Below are 15,616 nucleotides of genomic sequence, written 5' to 3'. Positions count from 1 at the left end.
TAGAGGAGGTGCAACGATGAAGTTACATGAGCTTAGTTCTGCTGTAGGTGCTCGTCATACTCGTAAACGTGTTGGTCGTGGACCAGGTAGTGGTATGGGTAAGACGTCAACTCGCGGTCACAAAGGTCAAAATTCGCGTTCAGGCGGCGGTGTTCGTCCAGGATTCGAGGGTGGTCAAAACCCATTGTACCGTCGTTTGCCGAAGCGTGGATTCAACAACCCGAATCGCAAAGTATTTGCGATTGTTAACTTGACAGAACTTAATCAATTTGCAGAAGGCACAGAAGTGACACCAGAAGTTTTAATGACATCTGGAATTGTCAAATCTCCTAAAGACGGCATCAAGATCTTAGGCAACGGTGAACTAACTGTTAAACTAACAGTTAAAGCAAATAAGTTCTCTCAATCTGCGGTGGATAAAATCCAGGCTGCCGGTGGTCAATCTGAGGTGATTTAATGTTTCGTACCTTATCCAATATTTTTAAAGTAATGGATTTACGTAAACGGATAATCTTCACTCTGCTTGTTTTAATTGTTTATCGTATTGGTGCTTTCATTCCAGTGCCGAATATTAACGCAGATGCGATTCGTCAATTTGACCAATCTGCAACTTCGAATGTTTTCGGATTGCTCAACACATTCTCGGGGGGCGCATTGTTCCAATTCTCCATTTTTGCAATGGGGATTATGCCTTACATTACGGCCTCCATTATCGTGCAATTGCTCTCCATGGATGTTATTCCTAGATTTGCTCAATGGGCAAAAGAGGGCGATGTTGGTAAGAAGAAGTTGACGCAAATTACACGATACGGCACAATCGTACTCGGATTAATTCAAGCTATTGGATTTTCGATTGGGTTTAACAATGTGTATGCGGGATTGGTTATTAACCCATCCGTTGCGACATATGCGTTAATCGTGATCGTGCTTACAGCAGGTACATCTTTCTTAATGTGGCTAGGGGAACAAATCACCGAAAATGGAATTGGCAATGGTATCTCCATTATCATCTTTGCAGGTATCGTAGCTGCTATTCCAGGCGGTATCGGCAAAATTGCAACGCAATTGTTTGTTGATGCTGGCGATGCTTTATTTATGAACATCATTAAAGCGGTTCTGATCCTAGTGGTTGCAATCGCCATTGTTGTCTTTGTTATCTTCGTACAGCAAGGGATTCGTAAGATCCCAGTTCAATATGCTAAACGTGTAGTTGGACGCAAAATGTACGGTGGACAATCGACACATATTCCTATGAAAGTCAATGCTGCGGGTGTTATTCCGGTTATTTTTGCGAGTTCACTAATGACCTTCCCATCAATCATTGCATCTTTCTGGACAGGAAGAAGTTGGCTTGCAGACTGGATTCAACACAATTTGAATATATCTACAGGCGCACCGCTTGCGATGGTCCTGTACGTATTGCTTATTGTCGGGTTTACATTCTTCTATACTTTCGTACAGATGAATCCTGAACAAATGGCAGATCAAATGAAAAAGAACGGTGGATATATTCCAGGCGTTCGTCCTGGTAAGGCAACTACCGTATACTTGACCCGCATTATGACACGTATTACTTTAACTGGCGCATTCTTCCTTGCTTTAATCTCCATTTTGCCAATGATCTTTGGTAAAGCGGCAGGGCTGCCTACATCTGTTTCGATCGGTGGAACATCGATCCTAATCTTGGTGGGTGTAGCTCTTGAAATGATGAAAACAATTGAGAGTCAGCTAATTAAGCGTCATTACAAAGGGTTTATTAATAAATAGCTAAATAGGTTCTGATGGTTGCGGTTATGGCGACATCGGCACCTATTGTGCTGTTTCGTTGTCAATCGCGATGGGAGGGTATCGGAGTGAACGTTATATTTATGGGTCCTCCTGGTGCAGGTAAAGGCACTCAGGCGGAAAGAATTGTAAGTACGTTTCATATTCCTCATATCTCTACTGGAGATGCGTTTCGTTTGGCAATGAGTCAAGAAACTCCTTTGGGTATTGAGGCAAAGGGATACGTAGATAAAGGTCTATTAGTACCTGATGAAATAACGAATGGAATCGTAAGGGAACGGCTTCAACAGCCAGATTGCAATGAAGGCTCACTACTTGATGGTTTTCCAAGAACGATTGCTCAAGCCGACGCGCTTGACGTAATTATGGAATCCTTAGGTAAGAAGATTGATCATGTTATCAATCTTGGCGTTGATCGTAATCTGTTGTTGGCTAGACTTACAGGCCGTCGGATTTGTAAATCATGCGGCGCAACGTACCATGTCGTGTTTAACCCACCTAAGCAAGATGGCGTATGCGATAAATGTGAAGGTGAACTGTATCAACGTTCAGATGATACAGAAGAAAAGGTTGGAACTCGTTTAGATGAGTATGTAAACAAGACTGCTCCGCTTTTGGAATACTATCGCGGTAAAGGTTTGCTTCGTGAAGTCAACGGGGACCAGGACATCGACTTGGTTACTTCAGAAATTAGCTCATTATTGCGAGGTTAAGCTGGATGATCAAATGTAAGTCCGAAGTTGAACTAGATTTAATGCGGGAAGCCGGACGTATCGTAGCCGATACACATCGTTTGCTGAAGCAAGCGATTCGACCGAACATCACAACAAAGGAACTTGATCAAATAGCTGAGGAATATATTCGCAGTCAAGGAGCAATTCCATCTTTTAAAGGCTATGGCGGTTTTTCTGGCTCGATCTGTGCTTCCGTCAATGACGAATTGGTTCATGGTATACCCGGACCGCGTAAGCTAAGTGAAGGCGACATTATCTCCATTGATATTGGAGCGCAATATAAGGGGTATCACGGGGACTCTGCATGGACATATCCGGTTGGTGAAATATCTGACACGGCGAAACGATTGCTTGAAGTGACCGAACAATCTTTATATGCTGGCCTTAATGAAGCAGGACCGGATGTAAGGCTGTATACAATTTCTCACGCGATTCAAAAATGTGCTGAGGAAGCTGGATTCTCAATTGTGCGTGAATATGTAGGGCATGGCATAGGCTCTGAACTGCATGAAGATCCACAAATACCGAATTACGGATTTCCGAACAAAGGTCCAGTTTTGAAACCAGGCATGGTGCTTGCCATCGAGCCAATGGTTAACGTAGGAGAGCGCTACGTGAAAACGTTGCAGGATAATTGGACAGTCGTTACTGTGGATGGTTCCTTATGCGCTCACTTTGAGCATACGATTGCAATTACTGCAGATGGTTATGAAATTTTGACTTTAGTCAAATGATTAACATTGCAGAACGTAGGTGAGGATGAGTGGAACAACTAGGAACGCCTCAAGTTGGACAGATCGTCAAGGTGCTGCGTGGTAGAGAAGAAACTAAATTTGCTGTAATCGTTAGTATCGTGGATAATAAATTTGTTCTCATTGCTGACGGTGACAAGCGAAAGTTCGATTTACCGAAGAAGAAGAATATACTTCATCTGCAGCTCATGGATGAGATCCCTGCTGAAGTGGAAACCAGCTTGAAGGAAACAGGACGTGTAACAAACGGAAAGTTGCGATTTGCACTGAAGCGATTTTCAGATAAAATGCAATCAAGTACAGATGAGAGAGGAGAATGACAGTTGGCCAAAGAAGATGTGATTGAAGTAGAAGGCACCGTAATTGAACCACTTCCCAACGCTATGTTCAAAGTAGAATTGGAGAACGGTCATAAAATTTTGGCGCACGTGTCCGGAAAGATTCGTATGCATTTCATTCGAATTTTACCAGGGGATAAAGTAACAGTGGAACTTTCTCCTTATGACCTAACGCGCGGCCGTATCACCTATCGATTTAAATAAATGGTAAGTTTGAGCGAATGCTTCCGAAGCGATTTCTCCTTCGGATAAATTTAGGAGGGATTCAAAATGAAGGTAAGACCCTCGGTCAAACCAATTTGCGAAAAATGCAAAGTCATTCGTCGTAAGGGTAATGTAATGGTAATTTGCGAAAATCCGAAACACAAACAAAAACAAGGATAAGGAGGTGCTTGTAAATGGCTCGTATAGCTGGCGTTGACTTACCTCGTGATAAGCGCGTAGTAATTGCATTGACATACATTTTTGGTATTGGTAACACTACTTCCCAAAAAGTTATCGCTGCAACTGGGATTAGCCCAGATACTCGCGTACGTGATCTAACTGAAGACGAAGTAAGCAAAATCCGTGAAGCGATTGACAAGACTCTTAAGGTTGAAGGTGACCTTCGTCGTGAAATCGCACTTAACATCAAACGTCTAATCGAAATTGGCTGCTACCGTGGTATTCGCCACCGTCGTGGTTTACCAGTTCGTGGACAACGCACGAAGACTAATGCTCGTACTCGCAAAGGTCCTCGTCGTACAGTAGCTAACAAGAAAAAATAATAAAGGGGGTTAGATCTCATGGCTAAACCTAAAAAAGTCGTTCGTACTAAACGTCGCGATCGTAAAAATATTGAGACTGGTGTTGCGCACATTCGCTCCACTTTCAATAACACGATCGTAACGATCACAGATCCACACGGTAATGCTATCTCTTGGGCTAGTTCCGGTGGTATGGGTTTCAAAGGTTCCCGTAAAAGCACACCATTTGCTGCGCAAATGGCTGCTGAAACTGCAGCTAAAGCTGCAATGGAACACGGCATGAAAGTTGTAGAGGTAATGGTTAAAGGTCCAGGAGCTGGACGTGAAGCAGCAATCCGCTCTTTACAAGCAGCTGGTCTTGAAGTTAACTTAATCAAAGACGTGACTCCAGTACCACATAACGGATGCCGCCCTCCAAAACGTCGTCGCGTCTAATTTTGAGGATCATGCTGTGGTATAATTATCCAAATATGGTTAATAATAATCTGATGGGTAGTTATACTGCGCGTTTTATAGTTTGTCCCAGGAAACGACGTTTTGAAGGAGGGTCCATTTGATGATCGAGATCGAAAAGCCAAAAATAGAAACCGTAGCCCTCAGCGAGGATGGTTCTTACGGTAAATTCGTAGTCGAACCGCTTGAGCGTGGATACGGTACAACTTTAGGTAATTCACTACGTCGTATCTTACTCTCTTCTTTGCCGGGAGCAGCAGTAACATCCGTTCAAATTGACGGTGTCTTGCACGAGTTCTCGACGATTCCAGGTGTAATGGAAGATGTAACAGAAATCATCCTAAACCTGAAAGGGTTGTCTCTCAAGATTCATTCCGATGAGGAAAAAGTATTAGAGATTGATGCAGAGGGCGAAGGCCCTGTTCTTGCAGGAGATATCCGTGGAGATAGTGATGTTGAGATTCTTAATCCGGATCTGCACATTGCTACATTATCCTCGGATTCTCGTCTTCATATGCGAATCCATGCTAACCGCGGTCGTGGTTATGTAGCTTTGGATAAGAATAAGAGAGAAGAGCAACTCATCGGTTTAATTCCGGTTGATTCGATTTACACGCCAATTACCCGTGTGAATTACAGTGTGGAAAATACTCGTGTTGGTCAAGTCACTAACTATGACAAGTTGACACTCGAAGTATGGACTGATGGCAGCATTCGACCAGAAGAAGCTGTTAGTTTAGGTGCTAAGATCTTAACAGAACACTTGATGCTATTCGTTGGTCTAACTGACGAAGCGAAAGACGCTGAGATCATGGTTGAAAAAGAAGAAGACAAAAAAGAAAAAGTTCTAGAGATGACGATCGAAGAACTAGATCTTTCTGTTCGTTCTTACAACTGTTTGAAGCGTGCGGGTATCAACTCTGTTCAAGAATTGATCACCAAAACAGAAGAAGATATGATGAAAGTGCGTAACCTTGGCCGTAAATCACTTGAAGAAGTTCAAGAGAAGCTTGAAGAGCTAGGTTTAGGACTACGCGCGGAAGACTAGAGGAGGTAAAAGAACATGGCACTTTATCAAAAATTAGGCCGTAACTCCAGTGCACGGAAAGCATTGTTCCGTGACCTCGTAACGGATCTATTTTTACATGAACGCATCCAAACTACTGAGTCGAAAGCGAAGGAAGTTCGTTCGATCGCTGAGAAGTTGATTACAACTGCTAAGCGCGGAGATCTTCACGCTCGTCGTCAAGTAGCTTCGTTTGTTCGTCGTGAAACACTTGACGGACAACAAGATGCTATCCAAAAATTGTTTGCAGAGCTTGCGCCTCGCTACAATGAGCGTCCAGGTGGATACACGCGTATCCTTAAAGTTGGACCTCGTCGCGGAGATGCTGCTCCAATGGTATTTTTGGAACTTGTTGATCGCGCATAAAAATTGGGAAAGGGTGGATGGAATCATTTGATTCTGATGAAGCCCTTTTTTTTGCACCTAAAATGGCTACACAACTTGTAATACTGGGGGAACCTGAACGTGAGAAACCTACGCTTTGTCGTTGCTTACGATGGCACCAAGTATTCGGGATTTCAATCGCAACCGGATGCCGTAACGATTCAAGGTGAGTTGGAGACAGCAATCGAGAATTTAACGAGGGAACCAATAAAAATTCAAGCTTCTGGCAGAACTGATGCAGGGGTGCATGCAAAGGGTCAGGTGTTTAATTTTATTACCACTTCCCAAATTCCTGTGGAACGTTGGTGCTTGGCACTCAATACAAGGTTACCTCTTGATATTGTGACGCGTAACGCGGAAGAAGTCCCACTTGAATTTCATTCACGACATGAAGCTAAGCTAAAAACATACAGTTATACGATTCGTACCGGTCGGTTTGCGGACGTGTTTAACCGACAATACCAACTGCACCACCCTGCGCGTTTAGACGTGGAGGCGATGCGTGCGGGCCTTATGCACTTACTAGGTGAACATGACTTTACTTCTTTTTGTTCCGTACGCAGCACCAAGCGAAGTCATGTACGTAAGCTTTATGACTTACGTCTTGACGTGTTGGAAGATGATTATGATGTAGGTTATAACACACCATCCGTCATTCGCATTGTAATGACTGGTAATGGCTTTTTATATAATATGGTTCGGATTATTGTCGGGACACTTCTGCAAATCGGCAGAGGTAAACGAACGAGTGAGGATATGGCTCGTATATTAGCGGCTAAAGATCGCTCCAAAGCGGGACCCACAGCGGAAGCGCATGGTTTGATGTTGCAGAATGTCCATTATTGAAAAATATAGGTTGAAATCAGACGCAAGATCGGTTACAATAATAAACGGTGTTTCTTGATCGGCTATCCCACGGCCCCGAAGATCAAGTCGGCCACTAATGAATGAAATGTAACTATCGAATATAATTGAAATAAACCGATTGAAGAATCGAGATATATTGTTTAGGAGGAACTACGCATGCAACCAACATATATGGCTAAGGCTACAGAAGTTGATCGCAAATGGCACATCATTGATGCTACGGATAAGACGCTAGGTCGTCTTGCTAGTGAAGCAGCAAGTATCATTCGTGGTAAACACAAACCTACTTTTACACCTCACGTTGACACTGGTGATTTCGTAATCATCATCAACGCTGAGAAGATCCACCTTACAGGTAAGAAATTAACGAACAAAATGTACTACCGTCACTCCATGCACAATGGTGGTTTGAAAGTAACTTCCGCTGGAGACATGCTTAAGAACAAGCCTGAGCGTATGCTTGAGCTAGCAGTATACGGTATGTTGCCTAAGACTCGTCTTGGCAACAGCATGAAAATGAAATTAAAAGTATATGCAGGTTCCGAGCATCCACATGCTGCACAACTACCAGTTGTTTGGGAACTACGCGGTTAATAATAAAGGAGGGCTGACTCATGGCACAAGTTCAATACTATGGAACGGGTCGTCGTAAGCATTCGGTAGCACGTGTGCGCCTTGTACCGGGTGAAGGACGAATCGTAATCAACAAGCGTGATATTAACGAATATTTTGGTCTAGAAACTTTGAAGTTGATCGTTAAACAACCTTTAACATTAACTGAAACACTTGGCAACTATGATGTATTAGTAATTGCTCATGGTGGTGGTATTTCTGGACAAGCTGGAGCAATTCGTCACGGTATTTCCCGTGCATTGCTTAAAGCTGACCCTGAGTACCGTGGATCCCTTAAGAAAGCGGGCTTCCTAACTCGTGACCCTCGTATGAAAGAGCGTAAGAAGTACGGCTTAAAAGCTGCTCGTCGTGCGCCTCAATTCTCGAAACGTTAATAGGCAGTTGTCACAATCAAAACCCTTTCTGCATTGTATATGCAGGAAGGGTTTTTTTCTTTTTTTAAAAAATGACTATAGTTCTAAATGAATTGACAACTTATGGAACTCCTTTATAATAGTATTATTCATATTGAAATAATCGGAATTAAAGGGAGGCCGCAAGACAATGAATTTGTTCGAGAAAGAAAGGCTAATTGCTCAAAAAAGTGAAGAGTTTGAACAGGACACGCCTGAGAACATCATTAAATGGGCGGTAGATACATTTCCGAACATTACTTTTGCATGTTCATTTGGTGCAGAAGATGTAGTATTGGTCGATATGCTCCAGAAAATCTCACCAACTTCTGATATTTTTTACTTGGACACCAATGTTCATTTTAAAGAAACGTACGAGACGCGTAATCGTCTAGAGGAGTATTATGGATTAAAGTTTGTTCAAGTGCTGCCTAAACTTACTTTAGCAGAGCAAGCAGCTGAACATGGTGATGAGTTATGGAAGAGTAATCCCAATGCATGTTGTAATATCCGCAAGGTAGATCCGCTAACAACGATTTTGCGCAATTATGAGGCATGGATTACAGGAATACGTCGTGATCAGGCACCTACTCGTGCAAATGCGAAGAAAATTGAGTATGACACAAAGTTTGGCCTTATTAAGTTTAATCCTATTGCAAATTGGTCCTCTGATGATGTGTGGAATTACATCCGAGCTCACGGGCTCATCTATAATCCACTGCATGACCAGCATTACCCTAGTATCGGTTGTGAACACTGTACGCGTCAGGTAATGCCTGGAGAAGATCCTCGCGCTGGGCGCTGGTCGGATTCAGATAAGACAGAATGTGGGCTGCATAAATCTTGATTATATCCATTGAATACTGGGGGAGTAAAAGTAATGGCTACAACAATTGCACCGCATGGCGGCGTATTAATTAATAAAGTGGTGATAGGAGAGATACGTGAGCAACTGCTTCTGCAAGCTTCTTCTCTTCGTTCCATACCAATCAACACTTGGGCATTATCTGATCTTGATTTAATTGGAGTGGGTGCTTTTTCCCCGTTAGAAGGGTTTATGGAAAAAGATGATTATCAATCTGTTGTTGAGAATATGCGACTTGCTACAGGTGATGTATGGAGCATTCCGATCACGCTCGGTGTCAAGGAAGAACTTGCAAGGACGATTACTGTCGGCGAGAAATTGGCGCTTATAGGCGATCAGGATGGGCTAATATACGGTGTAATCGAAGTTAGAAGTGTGTATCAGGCTGATCAAGAATACGAAGCTGTAAAGGTGTTTAAGACAGCTGATCCCGAGCATCCTGGAGTTGCCAAGCTTTACAGCAAGCCTGCGTACTATGTTGGTGGTCCAATACAAGTATTGAATCGCCCAAGACCCGATCAATTTAATGATTTTTACTATGATCCCTCAGAAACGCGACGCATTTTCTCAGAAAAAGGTTGGCGGACTGTTGTAGGCTTCCAGACGAGAAATCCTGTTCATCGCGCGCATGAATATATTCAAAAGTCTGCTATGGAAATCGTCGATGCCTTATTCCTCAATCCTTTGGTTGGAGAGACGAAGTCGGATGATATTTCGGCTGACGTGCGCATGCGCTCATACTTAGTATTGCTCGAGAACTACTATCCGAAGGATCGTACATTCTTAGGTGTATTTCCTGCTGCTATGCGCTATGCAGGGCCTCGTGAAGCGATTTTTCACGCGATTGTACGTAAGAATTATGGATGCACCCATTTTATTGTAGGACGTGATCACGCGGGTGTAGGCGACTATTACGGCACCTATGAAGCCCAAGAGATTTTTAGCCAATTTACCAAAGAAGATTTAGGTATCACACCGTTGTTCTTCGAACATAGTTTCTTCTGTACCAAATGCGGGAATATGGCATCTAGCAAAACTTGTCCGCACGATACGAAAGATCATCTGCATTTATCAGGTACGAAAGTGCGAGCACTTCTACGTGCAGGGGAACGTCCTCCTGAGCAATTTACACGTCCAGAAGTCGCACAAATCTTAATTGATGGCATCAAAGCAATAGCCGTTTCACAAGTGGATTAAAGAAGTTCGGTATATTTGTCCGCCTTGTCCCATATAGATGAACAAGAATCTGTATGGGTCGGAGGTGGATTTTTTTATGGACAAAAAAAGAAAACGCTTCGTCATTTGGCTAACGCCATCTGCCATTTTGAAAATAATCATGTCCCTTTTCTTAGTGGCATTAATCGGTTTTATCTACACCAATGAACTTCCAACGACGAAGACTTGGAGTGATTGGACGATGCCTCTATCAGGTCGAACAATTGTTCTGGATGCGGGACATGGGGGAGTAGATGGCGGGGCTTCTAGTAAGAGTGGTGTTGTGGAAAAAGACATAAATCTAGCGATATCAACATACATTCGGGACTATTTGCAGCAAGCAGGGGCAATCGTGTATATGATTCGTGAAGAGGATACAGATCTCGCAGCTCCTGATACGAAGGGTTATAGTAAGCGTAAGACAGAAGATTTAAAGGCTAGGGTCAAGTTTATTGAGGATAAGAAGGCAGACATGTTCCTCTCTATCCATATGAATGCTGTTCCCTCAAGTAAATGGAATGGCGCACAAACATTCTACTATCCGATCCATCAAGAGAATTACACGCTTGCGACATTGATTCAGGAAGAATTGAAACGTAACTTATCAAACACAGACCGTACGGTAAAGCGTATTGATAAAGGAATCTTTATTCTTGAAAATTTAAAAATGCCAAGTGCACTCATTGAAGCAGGTTTCCTTTCGAATCCGACGGAAGCGCAGCAGCTTCGTACCAAAGCGTATCAGCAAAAAGTAGCGGCTTCTATTTATCAAGGAATTCTTCGATATTATTCCGGTGAGAAGGTTGGTCCAACCTGATTTTATTGGTATAATAAGAGAATTATAAATAGTAACTTTACGAGGTGTTGACATGGTAAGCAAGGAACTAATCTTGGAAGCCCTAAAGTCATTACAAGATCCTGAATACGGAAAGTCTGTCGTTGAGCTTAATTTTGTTCGAGATATGATGATTAAAGAAAATAATGTCTCTCTTACATTCGTTGTAACTACAGAGAGTGAAGATTATCAGAATGAAGTTAGACAAGCTGTTACACAAGCGCTTGAAGCGAAAGGTGTAGGTCAAGTTCACATTCGTTTCCGCAGCATCACTGATTTTGAACGAGAACAACTTGCGCAAGGTGGAATTAAAGCTGCAGTGAAAAATGAGATTCCTAACCTACTTGCACTTGACTCCCAAACGAAGTTCATTGCCATTGCTTCTGGTAAGGGTGGAGTAGGAAAGTCGACTGTAACCGTTAATTTAGCTGTGGCTCTTGCGAGATTAGGTAACAAGGTCGGAATCATTGATGCTGATATTTATGGATTTAGTATTCCAGACATGATGGGGATTGAAGAACGTCCTGAACTGGTCGACAATGCTATTATTCCTGTTGTTAAACACGGTGTTAAAGTTGTATCCATGGGTTTCTTCGTACCTGATAATGCGCCAGTGGTATGGCGTGGTCCGATGCTTGGTAAGATGCTTCGCAACTTCTTCGCGGAAGTGAACTGGGGCGAAATTGATTACATGCTGCTCGATTTACCGCCAGGAACAGGGGACATCGCACTTGATGTGCATCAGATGATTCCACAATCGACAGAGATTATCGTAACAACACCACATGCAACTGCAGCTTTCGTTGCAGCACGTGCAGGCTCTATGGCTCGTAGTACGAATCATGAAATTCTGGGCGTTGTAGAGAACATGTCGTATTATGAATGCGGCAAGTGCGGGGAGAAGGAGTTCGTATTTGGCCGTGGTGGTGGTGCGAAGCTCGCTGAAGAACTGCATACTGAATTACTTGCACAAGTACCGCTAGGTGCACCAGATAACCATATTAGTGAAGCGGATTATGCACCTTCGGTTTATAAAGCAGATCATCCAACAGGTCAATTATACTTAGAGGTTGCGCGTCAAGTTACGGCAAAGTTAAATTAATTTGTTTTATATAAAAAGAGAAGGACTAACACATTTGTGATTAGTCCTTTTTTGCGTCCTATTGATCACCAGATCCACTTTCTTCTTTGGACTTATCTTTCCCTTGATCGCCTTCAGACTTCTCTTTGTCCTGACCGCCCTGATCTCCGCCTTCTTTTTGCTTATCCTTTTCTTGTCCTTTTTTCTCAGGCTCTTGCAGCTGTTCTTCAACTGCTTTCTTTAATAAAGTAATAAGTTCGGCTTTGAACATTGGACTTTGTAGCGTGTCTTGAACAATAAGCTTCGTTTGTTGACGATTGGATATTGTTTTGAGCGCATCCTGAACGATTTTGCTGAAATCCGGGTTTTTCATAACATCCAGCATATCTTTTTGATACTCAGGATCTTTGAGTAACTCAACTTGTAGTTGTTTGTTTTGTTGTTTAATAGCCTTCGCGAAATCGCTCGCAAATTTAGGATCCTTCATCAGATTTTGCAAAAATTTACGATTGTTCGCATCAGAGGTCATAACCTCGGTAACGACCATCTTTAACTGATTGGAATCCGAACTGCTGAGCATTTGTGCGCCGCCTTGCCCGCTTGCTTTTGCACCACCGCTTTGCCCGCCACCCTGACCACCTTGTCCGCCGCCTTGATCTCCACCAGACGAATCTCCGCCTTCATCTCCTCCGCCTTTTGTGGCTTCAGAGATCGCTTTTTTGCCTTCTTCTGACTTCATAATATCGAGAACCATACTTTTGGCGTCTTTGTATTCCTTTGTCACACCAGACTCATTATCACAGCCTGACAAGATGAGAGCAGCAACAGTGACTGTCGGTATAAGTGTTAGCCATGTTTTGCGTTTAACCATTCTACATGCTCCTTTCCCCGATTCTAAAGGTGAATACATATAGTATGGAGCAATGCGATTAACTTTATGTTGGTGTATTTTTTCATAAAAAAAGAGCTTTTCGGTTGACCCTCAAGCTCTTTTCACTATTCTAATAAACATGTCTGTCTGGTGTAGTGATTGTATCTTTAACTTCCTTATTTTCCACTTTTGTTTGCTGCATGAGTTCACTGACAGAAACGAATTCATATCCTTGTTCACGAAGTTTATCGATAATGGCAGGTAATGCCTCATGCGTTTGTTGACAGGAATCGCTTGCATGCATAAGGACGATATCGCCAGGGTGTGCTTTAGATACCACGCGGTTGATGATCTTATCGACCCCAATATTCATCCAATCCAGAGAATCTGTATCCCATTGGATAACCGAGTATTTCATTTCATTCGCAATTCGTAGCACTCGCTTATCAAAATCGCCATTTGGCATACGAATCAAATTCGGTTCTTGTCCAGTTAATTCCGTCAACACGGTATGTGCGATAGAGATTTGTTTGCGGATCTCATCATCACTTAGTGAACTGTAGTTGACGTGTTTATTTCCATGGGAGCCGATCTCGAATCCAGCGTTTTTAATGTGAGTAACTGTTTCTTGGTGTGTTTTACTCCAAGGGGAGGAGAGGAAGAAGGTTGCTTTCTTAACGCCTTTGTCTTCCAAAATTTTTAAGATAGGCTCGGCACGCTTGTCTCCCCAAGAAATATCAAAAGTTAAGGCAATTAACTTCTTTTCTGTGGGGACACTGTAAATAGCAGCGGGTTGATTCCCAGAGAAGACCGATATGTTTCCTTTTTCGGAATACACAATCCCAGCGGCAAAAAGCACGGCAACTACGATAAAAATGATTTGTTTCAGCTTTTTTCCGTTAATGACATAAAAATAGTTCACGGTCGATTAAACCTCCTTTTAACTTGGACTTAAGCCAAGGGCTTGTTTCATTCCAGTTATTAAGAAATGTATGCTCGTACACTTGGTTTTTATGCTAACCTATCCATAGGGAGAGTGAAAAATATGTCATTAAGAGCATTGCTTCATCATTTTAAGGAGATGAAGGTATACTTTTGTATCATCGTAGGGCTATTTATATTGGGAATAGTTCTTGGAGCAAATCATTGGAACGAAGCGATCATCATGGAGCAGATGAAACACATTCAGAAGCTCGCTGAGCAAGCTAAGGACAGTGAAGTCGTCGAGCTCGCTTTTTTCAAAATCATATTCTTTAACAACGTGAAGTCGATGGTATTGATGGTGTTGATGGGACTCCTATTTGGTATTATGCCGATCATAAGCATATTTACGAATGGTTTACTTCTGGGCTTTGTAGGGAACATGCAAGAGGGAACATGGCTTGACTTAGTGAAAGGTATTGCGCCGCATGGAGTACTAGAAATACCGGCATTGTTTATTGCTTGTGCATATGGACTGCGTTTAGGGGTGCTTGTTATTCAGGGGATTGGCTCATTAGGGAACGAGGATCGTAAGCGCAAATTCAAAGATAACTTTATTCGACTATCCAAACTTATGGTGCCGCTACTTATTCTATTGGTTGTTTCATTACTAATTGCAGCATTGATCGAGAGCACAGTCTCATTGTGGCTTGTACAATCTTAAATATATTTTCAATTAGCGTCATAAAATTACCAAAATTTGAGCATAACAATAAAGCGACGATTTGCGTCATCGCCTAAATGACTTGCCGATTAGAAAGGGGCTTGTGTGAAGTTATGCTCGGATTTATGTTTAATGAACGGGAATGCAAGGAACTTGACTATGTCCTACGTAAAGAGTTAGATGAGATGCTATTCGATCTGAATGATAAGCGCATTGATGGTGAAATCAAGGGAGCAATTGAATCTAGATATAGAGTAATATTTCGTATGTATGCTCGATTAGCTCCGGCTAAAGAGATATCCAAGTATGCTCGAAATCGGGTATATCATTAATAATTTAACCCCATTAAAAAAGTTTTAGAAAAAGTGTTGACGTATCCCAAAATATTTGTTAATCTATAACTCGCCGCTGAAAACGGCAGCATTCGACAAGAACAGACAAGTACGAAGCAAGAAAAAAGAATTAAAAAAAGTGCTTGACTCGAAAGAGTCGAATATGGTATATTAATCAAGTCGCCGCTAAAAACGGCGCGAAGCTAAAAAAGAGAAATTGTCCTTTGAAAACTGAACAACGAGTGAATGAATAGATGAGATTCTAACGAATCTCAAACAGTCGAGATCATCGCTTTCGAGCGATTGATTGAGACAAGCTAGTAAGTAAATTTTGAGCAATCAGCTCTTTTAATGGAGAGTTTGATCCTGGCTCAGGACGAACGCTGGCGGCGTGCCTAATACATGCAAGTCGAGCGGAGATATTCCTTCGGGGATAGCTTAGCGGCGGACGGGTGAGTAACACGTAGGCAACCTGCCTGTAAGACTGGGATAACTCACGGAAACGTGTGCTAATACCGGATAAATAACATTCTCGCATGAGAGAGTTAGGAAAGATGGAGCAATCTATCACTTACAGATGGGCCTGCGGCGCATTAGCTAGTTGGTGAGGTAATGGCTCACC

At 42.5% G+C, this 15,616-nt stretch carries 22 protein-coding genes and 1 rRNA gene; 21 read left to right on the top strand and 2 right to left on the bottom strand.

Going from position 1 to position 15,616, the window contains the following annotated elements; translation table 11 throughout:
- Positions 1-16 precede the first annotated feature (16 nt).
- From rplO to salA, 18 genes are all read left to right on the top strand, one after another.
- The gene (rplO, locus tag NV379_RS24365) at positions 17-457 is read left to right on the top strand and encodes a 50S ribosomal protein L15 (RefSeq protein ID WP_258209950.1); all 441 of its coding nucleotides are present in this window, start codon (positions 17-19) and stop codon (positions 455-457) included.
- Positions 457-1,767 carry a preprotein translocase subunit SecY gene (gene secY, locus NV379_RS24360; protein WP_258209949.1) on the top strand — a complete coding sequence of 437 codons (1,311 nt, stop codon included), beginning with the start codon at positions 457-459 and terminating at the stop codon, positions 1,765-1,767. Before rplO ends, secY begins: the two co-directional genes overlap by 1 nt.
- An 86-nt stretch (positions 1,768-1,853) precedes the next feature.
- Positions 1,854-2,498, top strand: a complete 645-nt coding sequence (locus tag NV379_RS24355; RefSeq protein ID WP_258209948.1) for an adenylate kinase — start codon at positions 1,854-1,856, stop codon at positions 2,496-2,498.
- 5 nt (positions 2,499-2,503) lie between these two features.
- Entirely contained in the window at positions 2,504-3,253 is a 750-nt protein-coding gene (gene map / locus NV379_RS24350) for a type I methionyl aminopeptidase (protein ID WP_258209947.1), read from the top strand.
- Between the two features lie 29 nt (positions 3,254-3,282).
- Positions 3,283-3,591: a KOW domain-containing RNA-binding protein gene (locus tag NV379_RS24345; protein WP_258209946.1), complete on the top strand. Its 309-nt coding sequence runs from the start codon at positions 3,283-3,285 to the stop codon at positions 3,589-3,591.
- A gap of 3 nt (positions 3,592-3,594) precedes the next feature.
- On the top strand, positions 3,595-3,813 hold the full coding sequence (infA, locus tag NV379_RS24340) for a translation initiation factor IF-1 (protein ID WP_009676800.1): 219 nt from the start codon (positions 3,595-3,597) through the stop codon (positions 3,811-3,813).
- Positions 3,814-3,879: 66 nt separating this feature from the next.
- Entirely contained in the window at positions 3,880-3,993 is a 114-nt protein-coding gene (rpmJ, locus tag NV379_RS24335) for a 50S ribosomal protein L36 (RefSeq protein WP_003333770.1), read from the top strand.
- A gap of 14 nt (positions 3,994-4,007) precedes the next feature.
- Positions 4,008-4,376 (top strand): 30S ribosomal protein S13, encoded by a 369-nt coding sequence (gene rpsM / locus NV379_RS24330; protein ID WP_258209945.1) that lies wholly within the window; start codon positions 4,008-4,010, stop codon positions 4,374-4,376.
- 18 nt (positions 4,377-4,394) lie between these two features.
- Positions 4,395-4,790, top strand: coding sequence for a 30S ribosomal protein S11 (gene rpsK, locus NV379_RS24325; RefSeq protein ID WP_258209944.1), 396 nt, complete (start codon positions 4,395-4,397; stop codon positions 4,788-4,790).
- A 121-nt stretch (positions 4,791-4,911) separates the two neighbouring features.
- Positions 4,912-5,856: a DNA-directed RNA polymerase subunit alpha gene (locus NV379_RS24320; RefSeq protein ID WP_258209943.1), complete on the top strand. Its 945-nt coding sequence runs from the start codon at positions 4,912-4,914 to the stop codon at positions 5,854-5,856.
- Positions 5,857-5,871: 15 nt separating this feature from the next.
- Entirely contained in the window at positions 5,872-6,240 is a 369-nt protein-coding gene (gene rplQ / locus NV379_RS24315; RefSeq protein WP_258209942.1) for a 50S ribosomal protein L17, read from the top strand.
- 99 nt (positions 6,241-6,339) lie between these two features.
- A complete protein-coding gene (gene truA / locus NV379_RS24310; RefSeq protein WP_258209941.1) occupies positions 6,340-7,104 on the top strand; it encodes a tRNA pseudouridine(38-40) synthase TruA in 765 nt (254 codons plus the stop codon).
- Positions 7,105-7,281: 177 nt separating this feature from the next.
- The gene (rplM, locus tag NV379_RS24305) at positions 7,282-7,719 is read left to right on the top strand and encodes a 50S ribosomal protein L13 (RefSeq protein ID WP_258209940.1); all 438 of its coding nucleotides are present in this window, start codon (positions 7,282-7,284) and stop codon (positions 7,717-7,719) included.
- 20 nt (positions 7,720-7,739) lie between these two features.
- On the top strand, positions 7,740-8,132 hold the full coding sequence (rpsI, locus tag NV379_RS24300) for a 30S ribosomal protein S9 (RefSeq protein WP_258209939.1): 393 nt from the start codon (positions 7,740-7,742) through the stop codon (positions 8,130-8,132).
- Between the two features lie 169 nt (positions 8,133-8,301).
- Positions 8,302-8,997 carry a phosphoadenylyl-sulfate reductase gene (locus NV379_RS24295; protein WP_258209938.1) on the top strand — a complete coding sequence of 232 codons (696 nt, stop codon included), beginning with the start codon at positions 8,302-8,304 and terminating at the stop codon, positions 8,995-8,997.
- A 33-nt stretch (positions 8,998-9,030) separates the two neighbouring features.
- On the top strand, positions 9,031-10,212 hold the full coding sequence (gene sat, locus NV379_RS24290; RefSeq protein ID WP_258209937.1) for a sulfate adenylyltransferase: 1,182 nt from the start codon (positions 9,031-9,033) through the stop codon (positions 10,210-10,212).
- Positions 10,213-10,288: 76 nt separating this feature from the next.
- Positions 10,289-11,047: an N-acetylmuramoyl-L-alanine amidase CwlD gene (gene cwlD / locus NV379_RS24285; protein ID WP_258209936.1), complete on the top strand. Its 759-nt coding sequence runs from the start codon at positions 10,289-10,291 to the stop codon at positions 11,045-11,047.
- Positions 11,048-11,099: 52 nt separating this feature from the next.
- Entirely contained in the window at positions 11,100-12,167 is a 1,068-nt protein-coding gene (salA, locus tag NV379_RS24280) for an iron-sulfur carrier protein/transcriptional regulator SalA (protein WP_258209935.1), read from the top strand.
- Positions 12,168-12,225: 58 nt separating this feature from the next.
- Here salA and gerD read toward each other — a convergent pair whose 3' ends face one another.
- On the bottom strand, positions 12,226-13,017 hold the full coding sequence (gene gerD / locus NV379_RS24275; RefSeq protein ID WP_258209934.1) for a spore germination lipoprotein GerD: 792 nt from the start codon (positions 13,015-13,017) through the stop codon (positions 12,226-12,228).
- A 130-nt stretch (positions 13,018-13,147) separates the two neighbouring features.
- Positions 13,148-13,939, bottom strand: coding sequence for a polysaccharide deacetylase family sporulation protein PdaB (gene pdaB / locus NV379_RS24270; RefSeq protein ID WP_258209933.1), 792 nt, complete (start codon positions 13,937-13,939; stop codon positions 13,148-13,150).
- A 123-nt stretch (positions 13,940-14,062) separates the two neighbouring features.
- Between pdaB and NV379_RS24265 the strand changes: the two genes are divergently transcribed.
- The 3 genes from NV379_RS24265 to NV379_RS24255 all read left to right on the top strand — a co-directional run.
- Positions 14,063-14,662 carry a stage II sporulation protein M gene (locus NV379_RS24265; RefSeq protein ID WP_258209932.1) on the top strand — a complete coding sequence of 200 codons (600 nt, stop codon included), beginning with the start codon at positions 14,063-14,065 and terminating at the stop codon, positions 14,660-14,662.
- 113 nt (positions 14,663-14,775) lie between these two features.
- Positions 14,776-14,994, top strand: coding sequence for a hypothetical protein (locus tag NV379_RS24260; RefSeq protein ID WP_258209931.1), 219 nt, complete (start codon positions 14,776-14,778; stop codon positions 14,992-14,994).
- A gap of 348 nt (positions 14,995-15,342) precedes the next feature.
- Positions 15,343-15,616 (top strand): 16S ribosomal RNA (locus NV379_RS24255); the annotation flags it as partial.

Origin of the sequence: Paenibacillus radicibacter, assembly GCF_024721995.1 — a bacterium.
Classification (GTDB): Bacteria; Bacillota; Bacilli; order Paenibacillales; family NBRC-103111; genus Paenibacillus_AM; species Paenibacillus_AM radicibacter.
This window is presented reverse-complemented; position numbering and strand designations above follow the sequence as displayed.